The organism is Streptomyces sp. JK94, from assembly GCF_053613315.1.
In genome coordinates this window covers 84,278-108,194 of record NZ_JBSICH010000015.1, presented here as the reverse complement: position 1 = coordinate 108,194, position 23,917 = coordinate 84,278, and the positions used below count along the sequence as shown (strand labels likewise).

Genomic DNA, 23,917 nt, shown 5'->3' with positions numbered 1-23,917 from the left:
GCACCGAAGCCATGAGCATCGTCATCACCGGAGCCACCGGACACCTCGGCCGCCACGTCGTGCGGCAGTTGCTGGAGAAGGTGCCGGCCGACCAGGTCACCGCGGTCGTCCGCGACCGGGACAAGGCCGCCGACCTCGCCGCCCGCGGCGTCCGACCGGCGGTCGCCGACTACAACAGCCCCGAGACCTTCGACGGCCTGTTCGCGGCCGGGGACCGGGTGCTGCTGATCTCCGGCAACGAGTTCGACAAGGGCCGCGTCCAGCAGCACACGGTCGTGATCGAGGCGGCGAAGAAGGCCGGCGTCGCCCTGCTCGCCTACACCAGCGCCCCCAGCAGCCTTACGGCCGCGCTCGCCGACGACCACCGCGCCACCGAGGACGTACTGGTCGGCTCGGGCCTGCCGTACGTGCTCCTGCGCAACGGCTGGTACCACGAGAACTACACCGAGCAGCTCGCCCCGGTCCTGGAGCACGGCGCCGTCGTGCAGGCCGCCGGCGAGGGCCGGGTCTCCTCCGCCGCCCGCGCCGACTACGCGGCCGCCGCCGTCGCCGTACTGACCGGCGAGGGCCACGCGAACACGGCGTACGAACTGGGCGGCGACGAGGCGTGGAGCTTCGCCGAGTACGCCGCCGAACTGAGCCGGCAGACCGGCAAGGAGATCGCCTACACCCCCGTCTCCACCGACGCCTACACCGGCATCCTCACCGGCGCCGGGCTGCCCGGACCGCTGGCCGCCGTCCTCGCGGGCGTGGACGGCGCCATCGAGAAGGGCGAGCTGGTCGTCTCCACGGGCGACCTGTCCCGCCTGACCGGCCGCCCGACCACACCGCTCGCCGAAGCCGTCTCCGCCGCACTCAAGGGCTGACGCCGGCCTGCGGCCTGCCACACGCCACCACGCCCAGGTCCACCCCCACCCCCACCCCCATCCCCGCCCTCGCCCGCATTCCGCTTCCCGCTTCCCGTTTCCTGTCATGACCGTATGGCGATACGGGCATGACAGGAGGCCGGGTGCGGCGCTACCTTCGTCGTGGCGCGCGTCCTTCCCCGCACGCCGTAGCGCGAGCAGGAGGTTCCCGTGGCCGGGTCGTCCAGGAGTGAGCAGCGAATAGGCCTGCTGAACGGCTTCGCGGCGTACGGGATGTGGGGGCTCGTCCCGCTGTTCTGGCCGCTGCTCAAGCCCGCCGGGGCCGGGGAGATCCTCGCCCACCGGATGGTGTGGTCCCTCGCCTTCGTCGCCGTAGCCCTGCTCGTCGTACGACGCTGGGCCTGGGCCGGCGAGTTGCTGCGGCAGCCGCGGAGGCTCGGACTGATCGCCGTGGCCGCCGCGGTCATCACCGTCAACTGGGGTGTCTACATCTGGGCCGTGAACAGCGGCCATGTCGTCGAGGCCTCGCTCGGGTACTTCATCAACCCGCTGGTCACCATCGCCATGGGCGTGCTGCTGCTCAAGGAGCGGTTGCGCCCCGTGCAGTGGGCGGCGGTCGGGACCGGCTTCGCCGCCGTGGTCGTCCTCACCGTCGGCTACGGACGTCCGCCGTGGATCTCCCTCTGCCTCGCCTTCTCCTTCGCCACGTACGGCCTGGTGAAGAAGAAGGTCAACCTCGGCGGCGTCGAGTCGCTGGCCGCCGAGACGGCGATCCAGTTCCTGCCCGCGCTCGCCTACCTGCTGTGGCTGGGCACCCAGGGCGAGGCCACCTTCACCACCGAGGGCGCGGGGCACGCGGCCCTGCTCGCCGCGACCGGCGTGGTCACCGCGATCCCCCTGGTCTGCTTCGGCGCGGCGGCGATCCGCGTACCGCTCTCCACGCTGGGGCTGCTGCAGTACCTGGCCCCGGTCTTCCAGTTCCTGCTCGGCATCTTCTACTTCGGTGAGGCCATGCCGCCCGAGCGCTGGGCCGGTTTCGCGCTGGTCTGGCTGGCGCTCACGCTGCTCACCTGGGACGCCCTGCGCAGCGCCCACCGGACCGCCCGGACCCTCAGGGCGCAGCTCGACCGAGCGGGCACCGGGGTGCCGCCGGTCAAGGACGGCACCGCGCGGAAGTCGGACATCGTGGCCTCCGGAGTCCCTGCCACCGGTCCCGCCGAGCCCGCCGAGTCCGCCGAGTCCGCCGAGTCCGCCGAGTCCGCCGAGTCCGGACAGCGGGACGCTCCGGCGGCGAAACCCTAGAAGGCTGCTGAACTGCCTGTCCAAGTCGCCCATGACTGGCCCGTTGTAACGCTCTCCCCGTCCCTAAGCGATCCCCGGAGCCGCACACTCCCCGAGCCCCGTATATGCGGGTGTTGGACGCGTTGACCACGGATAGCCGGGCGGGCGAGTTCGCCCCCGGCGCGCGCATCCCGTCCGAAGCCGAGCTGTGCGAGCGGCACGGCGCAGCTCGTGAGACAACCCACCGAGCTGTTCGGGTTCTCCGGGAACGGGGGCTCGTCGTCACTGAGCGGGGTAAAGGGACGTTCGTTGCCGGTCCCGCCGAGCAGAGCGAGGACGAGCACCAGGACGACCAGTGCTGTGACCGCATAGGTTCGCCGGTTCGGATGTCTTACAGGTTGTTCACATAGAAGCTGGTGAGTCGTTCGACGGCAGCGTCGACGTATTCGGGTTCGTCGTACATCTCGTAGTGGCCGGCGCTGTCGATCACCATGAGGTCGACGGGGTTGGGGGCCAGCTTCCACAGCTGCATGCCGGTGTCGTAGGAGCCGGTGTTGCCGATGCGTCCGGCGAGGATGACCTGTAGTGGCTGGGTCATGAGCTGATCGGCCAAGTGGAACGCGTCATAGCCCAGCAGGAGGGAGTCGCTGCGCGAGAGACGCCGATTTGTGGAGTGTTCGTTACCGCCACGCTCGGTGCGGTAGTAGGTGATGGCTTGAGTGGTGTCAATGTCGATCAGGCCCGCTGTCGTGGCGTCCTCGAGGGTGTCGGGCAGCCAGTTCACACGGGTTGTCTCGCCGGAGCGGGCCTCTTCGATACGTGCGTTCGCCAGGGCGTTGAGTGCTGCGGCCGGGCCGTCGGGCTGGAAGCTGCGGAATGTGGTGCCCATGTTGTTGGGGACGACCGTGCCGACCGCCTTGATGCGGTGGTCCGTGCGGGCGGTGTGCACGGCGTAGCCCCCACCGGCGCAGATGCCGAGGACGCCGATGCGCTGCGGGTCGATGCCGGGGGTCGTCGTGAGCACGTCGATGGCGTAGGAGATGTCCTCACCTCGGCGGTAGGGGTCTTCGAGGTCACGGGGCTCGCCTCCGCTCTGGCCCTGATGAGCGGGGTCGAAGACGAGCGCCGCGATGCCGCGGGCGGCGAGACGGGAGGCGTAGTTGGCGCCGATCTGCTCCTTCACGCTGCTGCCTGGGGTAGAGAGCACCACGGCGCGCAGCGGTGCGCTGCTGTCGGCGTCGTCGGGCAGGTGGAGGTCGGCGGCGAGTTCGATGGGACCGCGCGGGATCGTGAGGTGCTGAAGCATGCGTGGCTTCCTTCGTGAGGTTGTTGTTGCATAGGAGTCCAGTACAAAACAGCAACTGGTACAATTTAAAACCAATACGAAACGGTACCACCTGAACGGAGGCTCGCATGACCGTGGACGGGGCGCAGCTGTGGACGCTGAACCAGCGGCTGCTGGGCGTCGTGATGGATGCCTGCACGCGGGAGCTGGCCGAGCTCGGGTTGGAGACGAAGGAGTTCTTCGTCCTGGCCGAGGTGGAGGCATCGCCGTACCCGGCCGAGATCGCGACTGCGCTGCTGCTGCCCAAGGCGAGCGTGACGGTCTACGTTCGCAACCTCGTCGCCAAGGGCTTCATCCGCCGCGAGATCGACGAGGCGGACTTGCGGCGTCATCGGCTCGCACTGACCGCTGAGGGCACGCAAGCACGCGATCGAGCACTTGCAGCCCTCGCGGCGGAGTACGACCGCAGGTTGGCGAGGGTCACCCCCCAGGACCGCGTTGAGCTGCAACGCATCCTCGCAGCGATGCTCGCCTCGCCCGCGTCAGGCCGTATGCGCGAGTGATTCGCCCGTCCGGTGCTCTGCTGCACGTTCGGGCTGCGACCGTATGCATTCGTCAGATCGTTCAGGTTGAGACGGCAAGGGACGTCCGCCCCAGCGGATGCCCTTCTCGCTTCGGATGCGGGCGCGTTCGCGACGCTGCGCCGCGAGGACGTCGGGGTGGCGGGCGTTGGCGTTGCGCCAGCGCAGGTAGGCGTGGAGGACCCGGGTCTGCACGCTGTGGTTGCTGTGGTGGGAGTTCGCCATCGTGAACTGTCGCGGAGGCCCGAAATGGGCTTCGATCGGGTTGGCCCAGGAGGCGTAGGTCGGGGTGAAGCACAGCTCGACGCGGTTCTTCTTCGCCCAGCGACGGATCTTGTCGCCCTCGTGGGCGGACAGGTTGTCCAGGATGACGTAGATCGGGGCGCCGTCCGGGCGCGGCCCGGATCGACCTCAGTGCGGCTGGGTGTTCACCGCCCCCCGTCGTGTGGCGGTTGACGCCCCACAGCCGGTCGTCGCCGATGGAGTAGCAGCCGTGGAAGTACCGCACCCCGTGGGTGCGGTGGTAGGTCGCGGGATGGCGCTCGGAGCGACCGGCGGGAGCCCAGCCGGCTCCTGTGGTGGGGCGGATGCCGAGCGGCCTGAACTCGTCGCACGCGAACACGCGGTCCGCGAAGCGTTCCAGGGCCTCCTCGATGCCGTCCAGCTCGGCGTCGCGCTCCGGGTCGGGCGACTCCTTCCAGGTCTTGGTGCGCTGGAAGGTGACGCCGCGGCGGGCGAGCAGGCACCGTAACGCTCGCTGGTACGGGACACAGGGATGCGGCACACGGGCACGCCGAACCGCAACCGCTCGTCTCGTTCTTGACCAGCACCGATGCCACCATGACCACGCGCCAGAAACGCCAGAACGGAGTGTTGGGAGACCCGGAGGGAACGAGTTCTGCGTTCACTAGGGCACACCTGGTGACCAGGGGCTTCCGATAATCGCGAGACCGTGGCCGGATACCGGTCTTGACGGGGGGTCAGCCGCGGCCACACCATCCAGGCACCCATTCACTGCGAGGCCCCTCCCCAGGGGCCTCCTAGGAATTCGGAGCCCCCCACATGAAGCTCCCCCTGTCCGGGCGTGCACTGACGGCCGGTGCCGTCGCGGTCGCCACACTCATGGCCGGCGGTTCGGTGGCCGGCGCGGCGCCCGCCTCCGAGCGCTCCGCACCCGCCCCCGGGTCCGCGACCGTCGCCGCCGCGCCCGACGTGCCGATAGCCAACGTCAAGGCCCACCTGACCCAGCTGCAGTCGATCGCCACGGCGAACGGCGGCAACCGCGCCCACGGCCGCCCCGGCTACCAGGCCTCCCTCAACTACGTGAAGGCCAAGCTGGACGCGGCCGGCTTCACCACCACCGTCCAGCAGTTCACCGCCTCCGGACGCACCGGCTACAACCTCATAGCCGACTGGCCCGGCGGCGACACCGACAGAGTTGTCATGGCCGGGTCACACTTGGACAGTGTCTCCTCCGGCCCCGGCATCAACGACAACGGCTCCGGCTCGGCGGCGGTCCTGGAGACCGCCCTCGCCGTGGCCCGGTCCGGCCACCAGCCCACCAAGCACCTGCGCTTCGCCTGGTGGGGCGCGGAGGAGCTGGGACTGGTCGGCTCCCGCCACTACGTCAACAGCCTCGGCTCCACGGGGCGGGCGAAGATCAGCGGCTACCTGAACTTCGACATGATCGGTTCGCCCAACCCCGGTTATTTCGTCTACGACGACGATCCGACGATCGAGGGGACCTTCAAGGACTACTTCACCGGCCTCGGCATCTCCACGGAGATCGAGACCCAGGGCGACGGCCGCTCGGACCACGCACCCTTCAAGAACGCGGGCGTCCCCGTCGGCGGCCTCTTCAGCGGCGCCGACTACCGCAAGACGTCCGCCCAGGCGGCCAAGTGGGGCGGCACCGCGGGCCAGCCGTTCGACCGCTGCTACCACTCGTCCTGCGACACGACCGCCAACATCAACGACACGGCCCTGAACCGCAACAGCGACGCCATCGCGTACGCGATGTGGGAACTGTCCCAGTAGGACCGGCGCATCCGGCGGGAGCCGTCCGGTCAGCCGGTCCCGGCGCGGGCAGGGCACGGGCGCGTGCGGTCAGCCGGTCCCGGCGCGGGCACGGGCGCGTTCGGTGAGGCGGCCCATGCGGGTGCGAGCGGACTCCAGTTGCTCGGTGTCGCCCGCGGCCGGTCCCTCCTCGGCGGCGAGGTCGCCCCACAGGCCGACCAGGTCGCGCCCGAGCTCCAGTCCCCGTGCCGGGTCGCGCACGGCCCGCCAGGCGGTGGCCGCGCTCTGGACGTTGCCGTAGGCGGCCTCCGCGTCGCCCGCGCGGCGGTGTGTCCGGGCCAGGTCCAGGGAGAGGAGGAAGGCGCGGTCCGGGTCACCGGACAAGTAGGCGATGTAGGCGGAGAGTTCGCGGAGCCGGAGCACCTCGGGGTGCTCCGGCCCCAGCGCTTCGGATGCCTCCGTGACGGTCTGCTCCGCCAAGAGCGCCGCTTTCTCCGTACACCCCTCCTTGACGGCCTCGTTGATACGGGCGGTCGGCTCCGCGAGAAGCGCGGGGGTGGTGGCGTCGCCGGGAGCGGTGAGCGGTCCGTCCCCGAGCACGGCCTCGGCCACGGCGTCGAAACCGCGAACGGGGGTGGGCTTGGGGTCGGAGCCCGGGCCGACGGTGCGGGCGAGGCCGAGGTCGACGAGGGGGGCGGGGGCCGGGACAGAGGTAGGGGCAGGGGCAGGAAGCGACTTGGGGAGGGGAGCCGGCTCGGGCCTCCGGAAGGGCGCGGGCGCGCCGAAGGACTGGGGCGCGTGGGCCGGCTCGGGCGGGGCGTCGGTGACGGGCCGGGGCCCGCGGGCCGGCGCGGACTCGGAGGCGGTGGCGGTGGCGGTGACGGGCCGGGGCCCGCGGGCCGGCGCGGACTCGGAGGCGGTGGCGGTGGCGGTGACGGGCCGGGGCCCGCGGGCCGGCGCGGGCTCGGAGGCGGTGGCGGTGACGGGCCGGGGCCCGCGGGCCGGCGCGGGCTCGGAGGCGGTGATCGGCTCGGGCCAGGCGACGGGCTCGGGACGATCGATCGCCGCTTGGCGCCGGGTGACGGGCTCCGGGCGGCGCAGTGGGTCAGCGCCTACGACGGGTTCGGGCGTGGCCACCGGCTCCGATGCGGGCCGCGGTCGAGCACCCTCGACGGTCCCGGTCCCGGTCCCGGTCCCGGTCACCGTCTCGGCCGCGGCCTGGGGCCCGGTCCGAGGGCCGGCCTGGGGCCCGGTGTCGTGCCCGACGCACGTTCCGGCCGGCACCCCGGTCCAGGGCCCGGCCTGCGGTCCGACCGGGGGCCCGGCCTGGGCTCCGGTCTCGGAGCCGCCGTCCATCCTGGGCGGCGGTCCGAACTCCCCCGTCGGCGGCGCGACCGTGCCGGGTGCCGTACCCCCCGCCGGTCCCGCCGGGGCGCGCAGCGGGAACACCGGCACGGAAGCGGTGGCCGGTGAGCGCTGCGGCTCGGGTTCCGCCGGCCGGCGGATCGTCGGGGCGCTGTCCCGTACCGGTTCCACCGAGCGCAGGACGTGCGCGGACCGGTCCTGCCGTGCGGCCTTCTCCTCGGGAGCCGTCGGGACGGGTTCCGAGGCGAGGTGACTGGAGCCGTCCGGGTCGACCCGGAGGGGGACGGAGTAGCCGAGGCGCTCGTCGCGGATCGTCGCGAGGACGGGATGGCCGGCGGCGAGGGCGAGGCGGTGGAGGCGGTTGAGCACGGCGTTCTGGATCTCCTCGCCGGGAGCCGCGACGACCAGCGCACCGTCGACCGAGGCACTGCGTACGCCGGAGCCCTCCGGCACGCGGACGTCGATCGGCGTCGTGGCCGGGTCGGGCGAGTGCTCGGCGCCCTCGTGATCCCGTTGTTCCTCGCGGCCGAGTCGAGACATCGTTCCCCCACCCATCGGCGGCTTCCGTCGGCGGTTTCGGTTCCCGCACCGTCCAGAGCCTGTCATGCCTGTCGTACACCTGCCGTCGAGTCTCTCCGCTCGCCGGCGCTTCTCGGGTCACCGGGGTGTCACAGGCTCGTTCCAGGAGGTCACGCGCCGTACCGGGCGGGGCGCTGCCGGGTTGGACGATCCGCGTGGGCCTCCTCGCAGACGGTCCAGGTGCGCTTTCCCGTGGACGGGCCGGACCACGTACACGTGGACGGATCCGCGTGCGCGTGCCCGACCCCGTGGACGGACCGGCCCACGTGCGCGTCCCGCGGAGGCATCCACCCGCGCACCCCCATGGACAGGTCCATGCGTACGCATATAATGCATGTGCTGGTATTGGCCCACACCCACCACTCCGGGGGACCCCATGACCCGTCGTTTCCTCTTCCTTCTGGGCAGCAGCCGCCCCGACGGCAACACCGAGCTGCTCGCCCGGCGCGCCGCCGAGCAACTGCCCTCGGACGCCGAGCAGCGGTGGATCGACCTGGCGGAGCACCCCCTGCCCGAGTTCGAGGACCTGCGGCACGACAGCGACCACGTACGCCCCACCGGGGGCAACGCCGGCCTGCTGCTCGACGCGACGCTCGCCGCGACCGACCTCGTGATCGCCTCGCCGCTGTACTGGTACTCCCTGTCCGCCCCGGTCAAGCGCTACCTCGACCACTGGTCCGGCTGGCTGCGCACCCCCGGCCTGGACTTCAAGGCGACCCTGTCCGGCCGCACCCTGTGGGGCGTCACCGCGCTCGCGCACGAGGAGCAGGAGGTCGCCGACCCGTTGATCGGCACCCTCAACAACTCGGCGGCCTACCTGGGCATGCGCTTCGGCGGGGTGCTGCTGGGCAACGGCAGCCGGCCCGGGGACGTGCTGAGGGACACGGACGCCCTGTCCCGGGCCAAGACCTTCTTCGCGCAGGAGGCGCCGCTCGCCCGATTCCCGTACGAGCACGCGGACACCTCGTCCGCGAGGTGACGCCCTCGGCCGCGGGCCTGTCCGCTACGAGGTGATGTCCTTCGCCGTGAACCGCGCCCAGGCCGCCGAACCGAACACCGCCGCGTAGAGGACCTGGACGCCCAGGTTCTTCACCACGTCGTCCCAGTGGACCGGGGCACGCATCAGGTCGGCGAAGGACAGCCAGTAGTGGGAGAAGAAGTACGGCTGGAGCGCGTCGAGCTGCGGGATCTGGTCGAGGATCTGGACGGTGATCAGCAGCCCGACGGTCGTCGCCATCGCCGCGATGCCGCTGCCGGTCAGGGTCGAGACGAACAGGCCGAGGGCCGCGACACCGACGAGTGACGCGGCGACGACCAGGGCGATCAGCAGCGCCCTCCCCAGGCCCTCGGCGTACGTGATCCGGGTGCCGGAGATGGTCGTCAGGTCGCCGGCCGGGAACAGCAGCGCCCCGACCGCGAGCGCCGAGGCCGCGACCACCAGGGTGGCGGCGAGGCAGAAGACGATCACCGTCGCGTACTTGGTGAGCAGCAGCCGGGTGCGGCCCGCCGGGGCGACCAGGAGATAGCGGAGCGTGCCCGCGCTCGCCTCGCCGGCGATCGCGTCGCCCGCGACGACGCCGACGGCCATCGGCAGGAAGAACGGGAGGGTCGCGGCGAGCGCGGTGAAGACCAGGAACAGGCCGTTGTTGCTGATCTGCGAGATGAACGCCGGTCCCTCGCCGCCGCCCCCTCCACCGCCCCCGGGGCCGAACGACGACCCGTCGCCCGTCTCGATCCTCACGGCGACGCCGACCAGGACCGGCACGACGGCCAGTACGCCCAGCAGGGCGAGGGTGCGCCAGCGCCGGAAGGTGATCAGCAGTTCGCTGCGGAGCAGTCCGAAGGACCACAGCGGACTCGGGGCACGCGCCGCCCGCCGCGCCTCAGCCTGCGACATCGAAGCCCTCCCCGGTCAGCGCCACGAACGCGTCCTCCAGGGAGGCCCGCTCCACGCCGAAGCCGCGGACCCGGACACCGGCCGAGACCAGCGCGGCGTTCAGGTCGGCGAGGTCGCGCTCGGGGGGCTCCGCGGTCACCCGGTCCTCGGCGGTCACCACGTCCCCGGCCCCCTGATCCTTCAGCACCCGGGCGGCCTCCCCCGTGTCCGGTGTGGTCACCACCAGCCGGCCGCGCGCCCCCGCCGCCAGGTCGGCGACCGCGCCCTGGGTGATCAGCCGGCCCTGCGCCATCACCGCGGCGTGCGTGCACACCTGCTCGATCTCGTCCAGCAGGTGGGAGGAGAGGAAGACGGTGGTGCCGTCGGAGGCCAGTTCGCGCACCAGGGCGCGGATCTCGCGCATTCCCTGGGGGTCGAGTCCGTTGGTCGGTTCGTCCAGGACGAGCAGGCGGCGCGGCTGCAGCAGGGCCGCGGCGAGGCCGAGGCGCTGCTTCATGCCCAGCGAGTACGCCTTCGCCTTCTTGCCGGCGGCGGCCGCGAGGCCCACCCGGTCCAGCGCCGCCTCGACGCGCTCGCGCCGGGTGCGCGGGTCGGCGGTCGGGTCGGCGGCGTCGTAGCGCAGCAGGTTGTCGCGGCCGGAGAGGAAGCCGTACAGGGCCGGGCCCTCGATGAGGGCGCCGACCTGGGGCAGCACGGTGCGGGCGGCGCGCGGCACGGGCCGGCCCAGCACGCGTGCGGTGCCCGAGGTCGGCTCGATCAGCCCCATCAGCATGCGGATGGTGGTGGTCTTGCCGGAGCCGTTGGGACCGAGGAAGCCGAAGACACTGCCCGCCGGGACGGTCAGGTCCAGACCGTCCACGGCGAGCTGCCCGCCGCGGTAGCGCTTGGTGAGCGCGCGGGTGGCGATGACGGCATCGTCCGCGCTCCCCTGGTCCGGGCGCTCCGGCTCCGTGGTGGGCGGTGCGGCCATCGGCTCCCTCTCTGCGTCGTACGGGGACGGCTGCGTCGTACGGGCACGGCTGTGCCGCTACTGCGCGGCGTCGGCCGCCTTGACCAGCGCGTCCTTGGTGACGGCACCGGCGTAGACCGTGCCGTCGTCCGTGATCAGGGCGTTGACCAGGCGGGTCTTGAAGACCGTGCCGGAGCCGAAGTCGCCCTTGACCTGGTCGCCGAAGGAGCCGAGGAAGCCGCCGAGTCCGCCGCCCGCGGCAGCGGTGGGCAGGCCCTGGCCGCCGGTGTCGAAGGTGGCGATCGTGTTCCAGCCCTCGCCGATGACCTCCAGGCCGTCCATCTCCCCGGCGAGGCCGTCCTCGGCCCGGTGCCCCTGCCCGGGCGCCTTCGCGGCTTCGTCGCCCTCGGTGACCTTCGCGCCCTCGGGCGGCGTGAAGTCGAACGTCGACGCGTCCGGCTTCGCGAAGCTGACCCGGGTGAAGCCCACGTCCACGACGGCGGCGCCACCGCTCGCCGGGGTCAGCGTGAACTTCAGCGGCATGCCGGTCCGGGCGTCCACCGCGACGGTGACGGCACCGACCGTGGAACCGGACTGCTTGGGCTTGATCACCAGCCGGTAGGCGTCCCGGCCGGCCACCTGCGCGGTGCCGTCGACCGTCACCGACGTCGTGTCGTCGACCGCCTCGAGCGCCTGGTCGGCGAAGTCCTTCGGGGTGGCCGGCACCTCCTTCTCCGGCTGTCCGGCGGCGCCGGAGACGGTGGAGTGGTAGACCTCGTTGGACTTGCTGTCGTAGCCCCAGACGTCCTTGCCGTCATGGATCAGGCTGTACTCGGCGGCGTCCTCCAGCAGCGACAGCTTCTGCCGGTCGGGTCCGTCGGCGGCGACCCGCAGGGTGTGGGTGCCGGACACCAGCCCGGTGAGCTTGGCGGACGGGTCGGCGGCGGAGCCGTCCTCGTCCCCGCCCGTCCGCGGACCGCCGGACATCCCGGACATCAGGCCGCTCTCCAGGCCGCCGAGGTCCGGCAGGCCCAGGTCCGTGCTGATCTTGACCGTGCCGGACAACTGCTCGACGTCCGACTCGGCGATCTTCTCTATGAGTTGCTCCGCCGTGACCTCCGGAAGATCGGGGTCCCCGGAGTCGGCGAGCGCGGGGACGAGCCCGATCGTCGCGGCCGCCACTCCCATCACCGCGACCGGGACGACGTACCGCGTGGCCCTGCGCCGTCCGGCACGCGAGTCCTCGCCCTCCCCGGCGGTCGTCATGTCGTCGGAATCGATCGGTGCCATGTGTGCCCTACCTCCGTCGTCGGCGGCGGCTCTCTCGCGACCTCGCACTCGTTCTCTCACCCGTGAGCCGCCATTCTCACCCGAATCGGTGAGGATTGGTGTTTTCCGTAGTGTCCATCTGACCAAATCGGCCGGACGGAAGCGTCAGACCCCGGGCTCAACTCCGCCTACTCCTGCGGGATGACACGGAGGGGCGTCGCCTCCCCCCGCCCGTAGGAGTGGGGTGCGCCGTCCGACGAGGGCGGGGCAGGTGCCGACCTGGGCACGGGCCCCGACCTGGGCACGGGCCCCGGCCCGGGGGGGGGCGGACGCCGACCTGGGCGCGGAGCCGGCCGAGGCGCGGACGCCGGCCAGAGAAGGCGGCCGGGAAACCGACGGCGGGCAGGGCGGGCGGCACTCGGCCAGGGCGAGGCCACCCGCGGCTCGGGACCCGGCGCCTACGAAGGCGACGGCCAGGGAGCGAGGGCCGGACCCGGGACCTCGGCCACCGGAGGCTCAGCCCGCCCGGTGCACCACGGCGTCGCACAGCTCCACCAGCGCGACCTTCGCGTCGCACTCCTTGAGCGGGGCCAGCGCCGCCCGGGCTTCCTCGGCGTACCGGACGGTGTCCCGTCGCGCCTGCTCCAGCGCGGGGTGGGCGCGCAGCAGACGCAGGGCCTCCGCGTGCCGTGCGTCGTCACTCAGGTCGGAGTCCAGCAGCTCGCACAGGGCGTTGTCCTCGGCCAGCCCCAGCCGGGCGGCCCGCTCGCGCAGCCGCAGCACCGGGAGGGTCGGGATGCCCTCGCGCAGGTCGGTCCCGGGCGTCTTCCCCGACTCGTGCGAGTCGGAGGCGATGTCCAGGACGTCGTCCGCGAGCTGGAAGGCGACGCCGAGCCGCTCGCCGTACTGGGTCAGCACGTCCACGACCGTCTCGTCGGCGCCGGACATCATCGCGCCGAACCGGCAGGAGACCGCCACCAACGATCCCGTCTTGCCGCCCAGCACGTCCAGGTAGTGGTCGACCGGGTCCCGTCCGTCCTGCGGGCCCGCCGTCTCCAGGATCTGGCCGGTCACCAGCCGTTCGAACGCCAGGGCCTGCACGCGGACCGCCTCGGGGCCGAGGTCGGCGAGGATCTGGGAGGCGCGGGCGAACAGGAAGTCGCCGGTGAGGACCGCGACCGAGTTGTCCCAGCGGGTGTTCGCGCTGGGCACCCCGCGCCGCACGGTGGCCTCGTCCATCACGTCGTCGTGGTACAGCGTGGCGAGGTGGGTCAGCTCCACGACGACCGCCGAGGGCACGATCCCGGGGGCGTAGGGGTCGCCGAACTGGGACGCGAGCATCACCAGCAACGGCCGGAACCGTTTGCCCCCCGCCCGCACCAGGTGCTGGGCGGCCTCCGTGATGAAGGGCACCTCGCTTTTGGTTGCCTCAAGCAACCCTTCCTCGACAGCAACCAATCCGGCCTGGACATCGGCTTCCAGAGCCTGGTCCCGCACGCTCAGCCCGAACGGCCCGACGACGGTCACGAGGGGTCTCCTGTCTGCTGGTGTCCACTGGCGATTACCTGGTTTGTCGATAGGTCGCTGCCACCACTCAAGTCAGCGTATCCGGTCACGTTTCGATCACCGCTAGCGCCCACCGTTACAGGCCGGTCGGTATCGGATCATGTGCGGCAACATTTCGATCAGGCGATATGAGCAGATATTGATCGACATCACCCGAGGCCCGCGGCACGGAGTGCGGGCGGCCCGGAAGCCGCCGTCGAAGATCCCATCACTCCTCCCAACGGCCCGCGCTCCGAGAACGTCACCCACCCGGCACACCCCCCTCCCGTCCCGAACGGATGCCCGCCCGGCACACGGGGACACCGAACGGGAACACCGGACGGAGCGGGCCCCGGGCGGCCCCGGCAAGGCCGCGTACGGCAGTCGGCGCCACCCGGTCGCACCCGTCCAGTCGCACCCGTCCAGCCCCCACCCGGCCGACCACGCCCGCCCGGCCGCACTCGCCCAGCCCTCACCCGGCCGACCGCACCCGCCGCTCACACCCACCCGGCCACCACCCGCCCATCCGCCACCCCTCACTCTCACCCCACCCCCACCCCCATCCGCGGCCGATTGACGCACACTTGGAAGCAATGCCCGATTTGCCGCTCTTGCCGAGGCCAGTGAGTTGACTCACTCCCCCTCCCTGTGAGCAACCCTGCCGCCGACTAGGCCCTCCCTTTGCGCCGCAAGCCAGTTGAGGCTTGGCGACCGCAAAGGATCAAGCACCTCAAACCCCCCAGACCAAGGTCAACAGGCGCGTTGGGTGATTCCTGCACTTGTTCCGGACATGTGCTCTCGCATACGTTCCGGGCCTGTCGGGCGGACGCCGAATCCTGCCACCGCCCGTACGCACAGTCATCCACCAACAAACTCGCAGGCAGGAGCGGGGGACCCAGGTAAGTCGCCGCACCGGTCACCACCGGAGCGGCTCGGGGTGAAGCCGTGCCCGTCAGGGCCCGGCCGGGCACCTCCCCGCCCGAACCCGACAGCTCACCTCGCAGGCGTAAGGAGAGGGACTCACGCATGTCTGCCAACGGTCACAACCGTCACACCCGGACCGCCCGCATCGCCCGCAAGCTCGCCGTCGCCGGCACCGGCGCCGCCGTGCTCGCCCTGCCGCTCATCGGCGCCACCAGCGCGTCCGCGGCCACCCCGGCCGCCGCCACGACCGCCGCCACCGCGGTGACGACGTACCCGGACACCCTCGACGGCTGGATCCGGGAGTCGCTCGACATCATGGCGCAGCACGGCATCCCCGGGTCGTACGAGGGCATCCACCGCAACATCATGCGGGAGTCGTCCGGCAACCCGCTCGCCATCAACAACTGGGACATCAACGCCATCAACGGCACCCCGTCCAAGGGCCTGCTCCAGGTGATCGACCCGACCTTCCAGGCGTACCACGTGCCCGGCACCTCCTGGGACCCGTACGACCCGGTCGCCAACATCACCGCGGCCTGCAACTACGCGGCCGACCGGTACGGCTCGATGGACAACGTCTTCGGCGCGTACTGAGCCCGCTGACGCCCGCCGGGACGGCGGACCGAGGCAGCCGGCCAAGGTTCGCCGAGGCCTGCCGGTGCCTGCCGAGTCCTGCTGCCCTGCTGAGGCCTGCAGAGGCCTGCTGGGCTCGGCAGAGCCGCACTGAGCCCTGCTGCTAAGAGGCTCCGAAGATCCGCTCGAGGACGACGGCCACGCCGTCGTCCTCGTTCGTGAGGGTGACCTCGTCGGCCACCGCCTTGAGTTCGGGGTGGGCGTCGGCCATGGCGACGCCGTGGGCGGCCCAGTGGAACATGGGGATGTCGTTGGGCATGTCCCCGAAGGCGATCGTCCGCCGCCGGCCGAGGCCCAGGTGCTCGGCGGCGAGCGCCAGACCGGTCGCCTTGGTGATACCGCACGGCTGGAGCTCCACCGTCCCGGGCCCCGACATCGTGACCGTGGCGAGGGAGCCGACCACCGTGCGCGCCGTCGCCGCCAACTCGTCGTCGGACAGGTCGGGATGGCGCAGCAGCACCTTGCTGATCGGCGCGCTCCACAGCTCGTCGCGCCGCTCGACCCGCACCGCGGGCAGCGTCGGGTGGGGCATCAGGTACTCCGGCTCGATGAGCGTGAGGCCGTCGACACCGTCCTGGTCGACGGCGGCGTGCACCTGCCCGACCTCGGCCTCGATCTTGCCGAGCGCGGTCTCCGCCAGTTCCCGGTCCAGGGTGACCGACCACAGCATCCGGTGCGCGGCGGCGTCGTACACCTGCGCGCCCTGTCCGCACACCGCGAGCCCCGTGCAGCCGAGACGGCCGAGCAGGGACCGCACCCGGGGCGCCGGCCTCCCGGTCACCACCAGGTGCCGCGCACCGGCCTCGGCCACCCGTGCCAGCGCGCCCAGCGACCGGTCGGAGACGGTGTCGTCGCCGCGGAGCAGCGTGCCGTCTAGGTCGGTGGCGACGAGTGAATATGCGGTGCGGTCCATGATCAGAGAATACGGACACCGCACCTGCCCGGCTCACCCGCGATCGCATCCGAACGAGGACGCGCGAGTCCGGCACGAGTGCGCACGAGTACCGCGTAAGTACGCACGAGGACGCACGTTCGTGTCCGAAACCTGGCACATCATCGGCTAAGGCCGCTTCAAGGCCTGTGCACCGGTTGGCAACAGGATCGTCCGCTACCTACCGGCCGGGGGGCGCCCGGGGGTACCTTCCTGTTGTCCAGGGGACTTGATCGGGGGGTCGGGTTGAACAGCGGACGTGTGCGTGTGCTCAGGCCCGAGGAGCTGGGCGAGGGGGAACGGGAGCACTGGCGCGAGCTGCGCGCCCGGTCGACGGCGCCCCGCAATCCGTTCATGGAACCGGAGTTCACCGACGCCGTGGGCCGGGTACGGCCGCGGGCGCGGGTGGCGGTGGTCTACGACGGCGGCGACATCGCGGGTTTCCTCCCGTACGAGCGCGGGCCGCTGGGCCAGGGCCGGGCGATCGGACTCGGGGTCTCGGACTGCCAGGGAGCGGTGCTGCGCCCGGGCCTCGTCCCGGACACCCGCCGACTGCTGCGGGCCTGCTCCCTGTCGAGTTTCGCCTTCGACAACCTGGAGGCGGACCAGGGGCTCTTCGTGCCGGCCGCCGCCGAGGAGCACGCCACGTACGTCATCGACGTGGCGAAGGGGTACGAGGCGTACGAGAGCGTGCTGCGCGCCCGGTCGCCGAAGTTCCTGAAGACCACCCTCGCCAAGGAGCGCAGACTCGGCCGCCAGGTCGGGGGCGTGCGCTTCGTGTTCGACGAGCGTGACCCGGCCGCGCTGCGCACGCTGATGGAGTGGAAGTCGGCCCAGTACCGCAGGACGGGGCGCCGGGACCGGTTCGCCCAGGAGTGGATCAGCCGGCTGGTCGCCCGGCTGGCCGGGACCCGGGCACCGGGGTGCACGGGCACGCTGTCCGTGCTCTACGCCGGCGGCCGGCCGGCCGCCGCCCACTTCGGGCTGCGGTCGGCGACGGTCCTGGCGTGCTGGTTCCCGGCGTACGACCCGGACCTGGCCAAGTACTCGCCGGGGCTGGTCCTGCATCTGCGCATGGCCGAGGCAGCCGCCGCCGAGGGCATCGGCATGCTCGACATGGGCCGGGGCGCGGCGGAGTACAAGGACGCGCTGAAGACCGGGGAACTGCCCGTGTACGAGGGAGCGGCCGCGCGCCCGGGGACCGGTGCCGCGCTGCACCGCTTCGGCCGCGAACCGGCCCGCCGTGCGCGCGGCTTCGTGCGCCGCCGGCCCCGGCTGGCGTCGCTGGCGGTACGGACGTCGAGGGGCGTGGCCCGGCTGCGCCGGTCATGACGCAGGGCAACACGAGGGGGTGGGCGCATGGCCGGTGCACGGCGTGCGCGGCAGAAGACGGAGCGGGACATAGCGGAGTTCCTGAGCATCGGGCCGGTACAGGTCGCCGAGCTGGATCTCGTCGCCGAGGGGGCCGCGGGGACGAAGGGGACGGACGGAACGGAGGGCGCGGGCGGAGCGGAAGGCGCGGCGGCATCCCCGGACGCGGAGAGCGCGGGAGGCACGGAGAGCGCCAGGGGGACGGAGAGCGCCAGGGGCACGGAGAAGGCCGAGCGGGTCGCGCTGAGGCCGGGACCGGGCAGCGCGCCGGTGACGTCCGGGGCGGTGTTCCTCCTGGTCAGAAGGTCGGGTCGGCCCGTCGGCACCCTGCTCGGGGAGGTGCCCGAGGGCGCCGACCCCACGGAGGTGCTGACGGCACTCGCCCGGGAGCTGCCCCACGGGCCCCCGCCCGGACCGCTGCCCGCGCCGCCGTCCGCCAGTGTCGTGGTCGCCACCCGGGAACGCGCGGACCAGCTCGCCCGTGCGCTGGACTCGCTGCTCGCCCAGGACCACCCGGACTTCGAGATCCTCGTCGTCGACAACGCGCCCGCGACCGGGGAGACCCGGGAACTGGTCGAGCGGAAGTACGGGGAGCGGGTGCGGTACGTCCGCGAACCGGTCCCCGGGCTCGCGCTCGCGCACAACCGGGGACTCGCGTCCGTACGGGGTGAGGTGGTCGCCTTCACCGACGACGACGTCGTCGCCGACCCGCGCTGGCTCACCGAGCTGACCGCGCCCTTCACCACCGACCCGCGCCTGGGCTGTACCACGGGCCTGATCCTGCCCGCGCGGCTGAGCACCCCCGCCCAGGTACTGCTGGAGAGCCACGGCGGCTTCGCGAAGGGGTTCACCCCGCGGACGTACGACCCCGGGCACCCGCCCGCCGACGAGCCGCTGTTCCCGTTCACGGCCGGCCGCTTCGGCTCCGGCGCCAACATGGCGTTCCGCACGGAGGTGCTGCGGACGGTCGGCGGCTTCGACCCGGCGACCGGCGCGGGCACGCGCGCACGGGGCGGCGACGACCTCTACGGCTTCGTCCGGATCCTCACCCAGGGGCACGGGCTGCGCTATACCCCCTCGGCACTGGTCTGGCACCACCACCGGGAGACCTGGCGGGACCTGGAGGCCCAGGCGTACGGCTACGGGGCGGGCCTCACCGCGTACCTCACGGCGATCCTGGTGAACCGGCCCTCGCTGCTGCCGGCCTTCCTCGCCCGGGTGCCGGGCGGACTGGCGCACGCGCGGGGGCTGACCGCCGTACGCACCACCGACGCGTGCGCCACCGCATGTACCACCGACGCACGTGCCACCGGCCCGGACACCGGCAACACACACACCACCGGCCCGGACACCGGCAACGCACAGGCCGTCGGCCCGCCCACCGACGCCGCATGCGCCACCGGCCCGTGCACCACCGACGCACAAGCGACAGGCGCCCACGTCACCGTCGGTCGCCACGGCGGGGGTGCGGGCGCGGGCCCCGCGGCGGGGGTTCCGGGCGGGCACGACTCCCGTACGTATCCCTGGCCGCGCCGCCTGGCCCGGTTGCAGCTCCGGGGCATGCTGTACGGACCCGTCGGCTATCTGCGCGCCCGCCGTACCCTGCGCGCGGTCGCACGGGAGGCGGGATGAACGAGAAGGCGAGGGCGGGCGGGGCGCGGGAGGGCGGCCGGGCGCCGGGAGACGGGCCCGTCCCGGTCCTCCTCTACCACGCGGTGATGGACGACCCGCCCGCGTGGATCGCCGAGTTCACCGTCACTCCCCGGGACTTCGCCGCGCACCTGGACACGATCGCCGACAGCGGCCGGACGCCCGTCACCCTCAGCGTGCTCGCGGACCACCTGGCGGGGAGGGCGCCGCTGCCGGCCCGGCCGGTGCTGCTCACCTTCGACGACGGCTTCGCCGACCTGCCCGGTCCGACCGCCGAGGCGCTGGCCGAGCGCGCGCTGCCCGCCACCGCCTACCTCACCACCGGGGCCATCACACCGGGCGGCCGCAGTCTGCTGCCGCCCGCCCCGATGATGACCCTGGACGCGGTGCCGGAGCTGGAACGTTCCGGCATGGAGATCGGCAGCCACACCGTCACCCACGCCCCCCTCGACACCCTGCCGGCCAAGGCACTGGCCCGCGAACTGCGCGCCTCCAAGGCCGTACTGGAGGACGTCCTCGGGCACCCGGTCCGCCACCTCGCCTATCCGCACGGCTACAACAGCGCCAAGGTGCGGGCGTGGTCGGCCCGTGCCGGGTACGAGACGGCGACCGCCGTGCGGCACGCGCTCAGCTCGGACCGCGACGAGCGGTACCGCATCGCCCGGCTCATCGTGCGGCAGAGCCACACGGTCGCCGACGTCGAGGGCTGGCTGGCCGGGGAGGGCGCCCGCATCGCGCCCTACCGGGACGGGCCGAAGACGGTGGCGTGGCGGTGGTACCGGCGGGGGCGTGCCCTGGTGCGGGGGCCGGAGTTCGCCGGGTGACCCCGGCCGCCGCCCGCGTCAGCCACGCGGCTGGTTGAGGTGGGGGTCGGCGGCCGCCTCGCGCAGGGCCGCCCACGCCTGCTCGCCCGCCACGGCGAGGTCGCAGTGCGGTCCCGGGTCGCGGTGGTTCCACTGGAGAGCGGCCTTGACGCCCTCCAGGTCCTTGAGCACCCCGGGCACCTGCGCGTACCAGTCCGCCTGCCGGTCCGGCCGCTGCGGGTCGGACGCGCTGCCGAACTCCGAGAGCATGAGGGGCTTGTCGGCGGAGAGGTGGGCGCGGATCCAGTCGTGGGTGGCGTGCTGTGTCTGCGCGAAGCTGAGCCATCGTGCCTTGTGGCAGAGGTAGTAGTTGTACTGGTTGTAGCCGATCCAGTCGACGTAGTCGTCCCCGGGGTACATCCGCTCGAACAGGTCGGCGTGGTCCAGGTAGCCGGTGATGATCCAGGTCCACACGACGTTGTCGACGCCCAGCTCGCGGAACCGGTCGTGGATGTGGCGGTGGGCGCGGACGTAGTCGGCCGGGGTGCCGTTGTCCGGTGTGCGGGTGTCCATCTCCAGGTCGAAGGAGAGGAACACCTTCTTCCCCGTGCGCTGCCCGTACTCCTTGATGCGCCGCGCCTGGACGTCGATCACGGAGTCGTCCAGTTCGCCGGCGGCTATCCGCCTCCAGGTGGGCTGCTGCTTCCCCGTACCGCCCCACCACTTGCTCTCCCAGGAGAGCAGCAGCATGCGGTCCTTCCCGACGCGCTGTTCCTGTTCGGTGAGGAGCTGGCCCTCCAGACGGGTGTCCGTGACCGCGGACATGTCGTGGTACGTGTAGACGATGTCGAGCCTGCGGCCGACGTTCTCCTCGTAGGCACGCACCTTCTCGGCCAGGTCGGACTTGTCGTGGGGCACGAAGGCACCGAACCAGGCGCCGCAGGGCGGTTCGAGGAGGGCGGTCGGGCGGCACTCCCCGTCGTCGGCCGGGCCGGCCGGGCCGGAGGCGTCGCGCAGGGCGAGCACCGCGACCAGAACCGCGCAGGTGACCGCGACGGACACGGTCAGCAGACGGCGCCGTCCCCGGCCCGGGAGAGGCTTCGGCTCCGTGGGGGCCCTGGGCCGGCGGTGCTGTCCGGTCGTCGCCGAATCCGCAGACGTACGACGAGCGGGACGGGCGAACCTCACAGAGCGGAACCCTTCCGTGTCCTCGGCACCGCCCCCGGCGCCGTCCTGGGCGCCGGGGCGGCACGCAGGCGCGGGCAGAACGCGGCCAGCGTGGTCAGCAGGGTGAGCGTCAGCAGCACGCGGTCCCCGCTGAAGACGCGCGTGGCTATCAGCACCGTGGCGGCCAGCGTCGCGGCGCTCACGCTCAGCAGGACGGCCAGCATCAGCCCCTCCAGCAGGTCGGAGTGGTGTTCGAAGTCCGGGGCCCGGCGTTCCACGGGGCCTTCGGCGCGGCGGGCCCGCAGCGCGGGGCCGCAGATGCCGACCAGGGCGGCGCCCGGGCCGACGGCCAGGAAGACCGCGACCGCCGCGCCGCGCAGCGGTGAGCCGCCGGGCAGGGCGAGCGCGGCGAGCGCCAGCCAGCCGCCGAACGGAGGCAGCATCCGGATCACGAGGTCCTGCGGTGTCACCAATCGCTCCCCTCCGGTGTCATCACTCGCTCCCCTCCGGTGTCATCACTCACTCCCCTCCGGTGTCATCACTCACTCCCTTCTCGCCCTTCTCGGCTCGGCGGCTCAGCTCGCCGGTCCCAGGACGTAGAGGACGCCGGCGCTGTTCTCCGCCACGCGCTCGAACCGCGGTGAGCCCGCCACGGACTCCCTCACCCGTCTCAGCTGGGCCTCGTCCAACTGCCCGTTCATCTCGGAGTTGGCCACCTGGCCCTGGGTGAGCAGGAAGTAGGCGCGGGCGGGTGCCTCCACGGCTCCCATGTCGCGGGCGAGGACGGCGGCCGGGTCGCGCACGATCTCCTCGACGTGGCGCCGGTCGTCGTCGAGGAACCAGTAGTGGTCGACCCGCCAGTACCGCTCGTAGGCGAGCGGGTAGTTCCGGTTGGCGGCGACGACCAGGGAGTCGTCGGGCGCCTGGTCGAAGAGCTGCTGGACGAGGGCCACTTCCCGGGGCGGGAAGTAGTTGACGCGGTCCTTGCCGGAGTAGCTCGGCACGAACGCGAGGGTCCCGGCGAGCAGCACGGGCAACGGCACCCACGCGCCGTACCGCAGCGGCGGCAACGAGGGCGGGCGCAGGCGGCGGCGCCGGGCGGAGACGTCCGGCGAGCGTCCGTCCTTCCCCCGCGCGGCGGCGTCAGCGGCGGCGGCCAGTGTGCGGACCTCGGGCAGGAGCGCGGCGGCGGCGAAGAACGCCGCGCCGGGCAGCATGAACAGCAGTACGCGGAAGATCATCTCGCTGCCGTAGCTGCTCGCCACGAGCATCGGCAGTGGGGCCGCCGCGACCAGCAGCAGTGGCAGCGCCCGGTGCCGCAGCACCCGCTGGCGCAGTACGCCGGCCAGCGCGAGCAGGAGCACGGAGGCCGACAGCAGCCGGGCCGCCCAGGAGGTCGCCACCGCGCCGGTGCCGGTGGGCGTGGCCCCGTAACCGGTCTCGACGTTGGCACCGACGTCACCGATGGAGCGGATCATCTCCGGCATGGCGGCGGAGAGGAAGGGGAGCGCGGCCGTGAGACACCAGGCCAGGAAGATCGCCACCGACGTGACCACCGGAACCCAGTGGCGGTGGCGGCGGGTGAAGGCCAGCGCCACGAGCGTGACGACGAGCATGCCGGGTGTGAGCTGGTGGGACACGACGATGGCGATGAGCAGCACGCTGAGCAGTACGGTCCACACGGCCTGCCCGGGCCGGCCGTCCCGTCCGCCGGAGCGGCCGTAGCGGCGCAGTACGACCGCGAGGACGCCCAGGTGCAGGGCGAAGGCGACGGACTGCGGGGAGAAGTAGTCCTGGCCCACCCAGTTGCCGACGCAGAACAGCCACACGGCGGTCCAGATCAGCCGCCGGTCCTCGGTGAAGGTCCGGTAGATCAGCAGCAGCGGGAGCAGCAGCATGACGCTGGAGGCCAGCGGCCACCAGGCCATGTACATCGCGGCGTTGTCCACGCCCAGCAGCCGCACCAGCGCGGCCTGGGCGGCGAAGAAGCCGGGCCACTGGTCGTAGACGGCCATGTCGCCGAGTTGGTCCGCGCTCTGCAGCCCGCCGGACGTCAGCAGGTGGTCGACGACCGCGTCGTGCTTCCACGCCCACGCGTACAGCGGGGCCGGGTAGAGGACGGCCTGGGTGGCCCGCTCCATCACCAGCAGGCCGAGGACGTACGCGAGCGGCCAGCCGCCGCCTCGGCGAGGATGGCGCACCGTGCACCAGAAGCCCGCGGTGAGGACCGCGAGGCCGGCCCAGAAGGCGGGGTGCAGCGCGCTGACGAGACCGAAGTCGTCCAGGGCGGAGACGTCGGTGTGACGCATCGCGTGGACCCACAGGGACAGCGCGACGATCAGGGGCACGGCCGGCCAGGCCGCTGCCACGCGGGCCGGCCAGGCGGCGGGGGCGAGGTCGGACAGATCCGTCACGGGCGGCCCGGCGACGAAGCCGGCGGGCTCCCGGGCAGGGGGGCGGTGGGCGCGTGCGGTGACACGAACCGGCCGTGCGGACGCTTCCTGCGAGGTCGCGGTGACCGACTCCTGCGAGGTGCGGGCGGCCTCGCTGGTTTCCGGTTCGTCCACATGTGCCGGCTTGTTCACGCCTGTCGGCTCGTCGTCCGCGCGCGTCGGTTCGTCCGAGAACTCCCGTGCGGCCGAGGGGGGCGGCTGGTCCGAAGGGGGCGGCGTGGCCGAGAGCCCCGGTGCGACCCGGTCGGGCGCGTCCGGGGTCTGGGGCCCGGGCGCGGGCTCTGGAGCGGATCTCTCCCGTGGAGTTGCTGGCGGACGCACGACGGTCTCCCCCCGACGATTCGGCTCTGCG

At 72.5% G+C, this 23,917-nt stretch carries 20 protein-coding genes, 1 pseudogene and 1 riboswitch; of the genes and pseudogenes, 10 read left to right on the top strand and 11 right to left on the bottom strand.

The window, feature by feature from the left end; genetic code table 11:
- The first annotated feature begins 11 nt into the window (after positions 1–11).
- From ACVV2G_RS14965 to ACVV2G_RS14955, 3 genes are all read left to right on the top strand, one after another.
- Complete coding sequence (locus tag ACVV2G_RS14965) at positions 12–866, top strand: SDR family oxidoreductase (RefSeq protein WP_453843184.1); 855 nt, start codon at positions 12–14, stop codon at positions 864–866.
- 210 nt (positions 867–1,076) lie between these two features.
- Positions 1,077–2,168, top strand: coding sequence for an EamA family transporter RarD (rarD, locus tag ACVV2G_RS14960; protein ID WP_453843183.1), 1,092 nt, complete (start codon positions 1,077–1,079; stop codon positions 2,166–2,168).
- 104 nt (positions 2,169–2,272) lie between these two features.
- Positions 2,273–2,557 (top strand): GntR family transcriptional regulator, encoded by a 285-nt coding sequence (locus ACVV2G_RS14955; protein WP_453843182.1) that lies wholly within the window; start codon positions 2,273–2,275, stop codon positions 2,555–2,557.
- Here the strand turns inward: ACVV2G_RS14955 and ACVV2G_RS14950 are convergent.
- Positions 2,539–3,453 carry an alpha/beta hydrolase gene (locus ACVV2G_RS14950; protein WP_453843181.1) on the bottom strand — a complete coding sequence of 305 codons (915 nt, stop codon included), beginning with the start codon at positions 3,451–3,453 and terminating at the stop codon, positions 2,539–2,541. The genes ACVV2G_RS14955 and ACVV2G_RS14950 overlap by 19 nt on opposite strands.
- A gap of 107 nt (positions 3,454–3,560) precedes the next feature.
- Between ACVV2G_RS14950 and ACVV2G_RS14945 the strand changes: the two genes are divergently transcribed.
- Positions 3,561–3,995: a MarR family winged helix-turn-helix transcriptional regulator gene (locus tag ACVV2G_RS14945; protein WP_453843180.1), complete on the top strand. Its 435-nt coding sequence runs from the start codon at positions 3,561–3,563 to the stop codon at positions 3,993–3,995.
- Positions 3,996–4,070: 75 nt separating this feature from the next.
- Here the strand turns inward: ACVV2G_RS14945 and ACVV2G_RS14940 are convergent.
- A pseudogene (locus tag ACVV2G_RS14940) lies at positions 4,071–4,773 on the bottom strand (transposase); the annotation flags it as partial.
- Between the two features lie 302 nt (positions 4,774–5,075).
- On the opposite strand from ACVV2G_RS14940, the gene ACVV2G_RS14935 reads away from it, so the two are divergent.
- Complete coding sequence (locus ACVV2G_RS14935) at positions 5,076–6,050, top strand: M28 family metallopeptidase (protein WP_453843179.1); 975 nt, start codon at positions 5,076–5,078, stop codon at positions 6,048–6,050.
- Between the two features lie 69 nt (positions 6,051–6,119).
- Here ACVV2G_RS14935 and ACVV2G_RS14930 read toward each other — a convergent pair whose 3' ends face one another.
- Positions 6,120–7,934 carry a tetratricopeptide repeat protein gene (locus ACVV2G_RS14930; protein WP_453843178.1) on the bottom strand — a complete coding sequence of 605 codons (1,815 nt, stop codon included), beginning with the start codon at positions 7,932–7,934 and terminating at the stop codon, positions 6,120–6,122.
- Positions 7,935–8,349: 415 nt separating this feature from the next.
- On the opposite strand from ACVV2G_RS14930, the gene ACVV2G_RS14925 reads away from it, so the two are divergent.
- Positions 8,350–8,952, top strand: coding sequence for a flavodoxin family protein (locus ACVV2G_RS14925; protein WP_453843177.1), 603 nt, complete (start codon positions 8,350–8,352; stop codon positions 8,950–8,952).
- Positions 8,953–8,976: 24 nt separating this feature from the next.
- Here ACVV2G_RS14925 and ACVV2G_RS14920 read toward each other — a convergent pair whose 3' ends face one another.
- The 4 genes from ACVV2G_RS14920 to ACVV2G_RS14905 all read right to left on the bottom strand — a co-directional run bounded on the left by ACVV2G_RS14920 (position 8,977) and on the right by ACVV2G_RS14905 (position 13,615).
- Positions 8,977–9,870 (bottom strand): ABC transporter permease, encoded by an 894-nt coding sequence (locus ACVV2G_RS14920; RefSeq protein ID WP_453843176.1) that lies wholly within the window; start codon positions 9,868–9,870, stop codon positions 8,977–8,979.
- Positions 9,857–10,840 carry an ABC transporter ATP-binding protein gene (locus ACVV2G_RS14915; protein WP_453843175.1) on the bottom strand — a complete coding sequence of 328 codons (984 nt, stop codon included), beginning with the start codon at positions 10,838–10,840 and terminating at the stop codon, positions 9,857–9,859. Before ACVV2G_RS14915 ends, ACVV2G_RS14920 begins: the two co-directional genes overlap by 14 nt.
- A gap of 57 nt (positions 10,841–10,897) precedes the next feature.
- A complete protein-coding gene (locus tag ACVV2G_RS14910; protein WP_453843174.1) occupies positions 10,898–12,109 on the bottom strand; it encodes a LolA family protein in 1,212 nt (403 codons plus the stop codon).
- A gap of 495 nt (positions 12,110–12,604) precedes the next feature.
- Positions 12,605–13,615, bottom strand: a complete 1,011-nt coding sequence (locus tag ACVV2G_RS14905) for a polyprenyl synthetase family protein (protein ID WP_453843173.1) — start codon at positions 13,613–13,615, stop codon at positions 12,605–12,607.
- Positions 13,616–14,486: 871 nt separating this feature from the next.
- Positions 14,487–14,654, top strand: a riboswitch (cyclic di-AMP (ydaO/yuaA leader).
- 5 nt (positions 14,655–14,659) lie between these two features.
- Here ACVV2G_RS14905 and ACVV2G_RS14900 point away from each other — a divergent pair.
- Complete coding sequence (locus tag ACVV2G_RS14900; protein ID WP_453843172.1) at positions 14,660–15,151, top strand: transglycosylase SLT domain-containing protein; 492 nt, start codon at positions 14,660–14,662, stop codon at positions 15,149–15,151.
- A 142-nt stretch (positions 15,152–15,293) separates the two neighbouring features.
- On the opposite strand, the gene ACVV2G_RS14895 is transcribed toward ACVV2G_RS14900, so the two are convergent.
- On the bottom strand, positions 15,294–16,103 hold the full coding sequence (locus ACVV2G_RS14895; protein WP_453843171.1) for an HAD family hydrolase: 810 nt from the start codon (positions 16,101–16,103) through the stop codon (positions 15,294–15,296).
- Between the two features lie 279 nt (positions 16,104–16,382).
- Here ACVV2G_RS14895 and ACVV2G_RS14890 point away from each other — a divergent pair, with 279 nt between their 5' ends.
- From ACVV2G_RS14890 to ACVV2G_RS14880, 3 genes are all read left to right on the top strand, one after another.
- Positions 16,383–17,453 carry a GNAT family N-acetyltransferase gene (locus ACVV2G_RS14890; protein ID WP_453843170.1) on the top strand — a complete coding sequence of 357 codons (1,071 nt, stop codon included), beginning with the start codon at positions 16,383–16,385 and terminating at the stop codon, positions 17,451–17,453.
- 27 nt (positions 17,454–17,480) lie between these two features.
- Positions 17,481–19,124 (top strand): glycosyltransferase family 2 protein, encoded by a 1,644-nt coding sequence (locus tag ACVV2G_RS14885; protein WP_453843169.1) that lies wholly within the window; start codon positions 17,481–17,483, stop codon positions 19,122–19,124.
- An 86-nt stretch (positions 19,125–19,210) separates the two neighbouring features.
- A complete protein-coding gene (locus tag ACVV2G_RS14880) occupies positions 19,211–19,966 on the top strand; it encodes a polysaccharide deacetylase family protein (protein WP_453843307.1) in 756 nt (251 codons plus the stop codon).
- 18 nt (positions 19,967–19,984) lie between these two features.
- On the opposite strand, the gene ACVV2G_RS14875 is transcribed toward ACVV2G_RS14880, so the two are convergent.
- From ACVV2G_RS14875 to ACVV2G_RS14865, 3 genes are all read right to left on the bottom strand, one after another.
- Positions 19,985–21,007, bottom strand: coding sequence for a glycosyl hydrolase (locus ACVV2G_RS14875; RefSeq protein WP_453843168.1), 1,023 nt, complete (start codon positions 21,005–21,007; stop codon positions 19,985–19,987).
- A 122-nt stretch (positions 21,008–21,129) separates the two neighbouring features.
- A complete protein-coding gene (locus ACVV2G_RS14870) occupies positions 21,130–21,582 on the bottom strand; it encodes a hypothetical protein (protein WP_453843167.1) in 453 nt (150 codons plus the stop codon).
- Positions 21,583–21,687: 105 nt separating this feature from the next.
- A complete protein-coding gene (locus ACVV2G_RS14865) occupies positions 21,688–23,886 on the bottom strand; it encodes a glycosyltransferase (protein WP_453843166.1) in 2,199 nt (732 codons plus the stop codon).
- Between the last annotated feature and the right edge of the window lie 31 nt (positions 23,887–23,917).